Source organism: Thalassospira lohafexi, from assembly GCF_002844275.1.
Classification (GTDB): Bacteria; Pseudomonadota; Alphaproteobacteria; order Rhodospirillales; family Thalassospiraceae; genus Thalassospira; species Thalassospira lohafexi.
In genome coordinates this window covers 1-635 of the sequence record NZ_NXGX01000023.1, presented here as the reverse complement: position 1 = coordinate 635, position 635 = coordinate 1, and the positions used below count along the sequence as shown (strand labels likewise).

General features: G+C 57.2%; 1 protein-coding gene. It reads right to left on the bottom strand.

All coding sequences use genetic code 11. The features are described 5' to 3' along the window. A partial coding sequence (locus tag COO92_RS22170) for an Ig-like domain-containing protein (RefSeq protein WP_165792428.1) occupies positions 1 to 635 on the bottom strand: 635 nt, incomplete at both ends.

The window sequence follows — 635 nt, the reverse complement described above, 5'->3', positions numbered from 1 at the left end:
TCGGTCGTTACGGCAACATCCTCGCCGTCGGCAGACTGAGCAGTGACGCCCAGATCGAACGAACCGCTAAAATCATCTGCCGGGGTAATCGTCAGACCATCAAGATCACCCGATGACAAAGTCCAGATGCCGTCACCATTGTCCGTCCCAGCCGACAGGGTCGCACCAGCCGGCACACCGGAGATCGTCACCGTCAGAACTTCGGAGCTGTCTGTCAGACCGGCATCGATATCGAGTGCAATGGCACTGTCTTCATTGCCAGATGCACCCGCAACATCAAGCGTCGGAGCATCAGCGACACCCGCTACATCAACCGTGATTGAGCCAGACGTGGTTGCGACGTTCTCGCCATCTGCCGACTGCGCCGTAACGCCAAGGTCAAAGCTGCCAGAGAAGTCATCCACTGGTGTAATCGTCAGACCTTCAAGGTCACCCGACGACAACGTCCAGGTACCATCCCCATTATCGGTACCCGCCGACAAAGTCGCACCGTCCGGCACGCCAGAGATGGTAACTGTCAGAGTTTCGGAGCTGTCGGTCAGACCGGCATCAATATCAAGCGCAATGGCACTGTCTTCATTGCCAGACGCATCCGCAACATCAAGCGTCGGTGCATCAGCAACACCGGCAACATC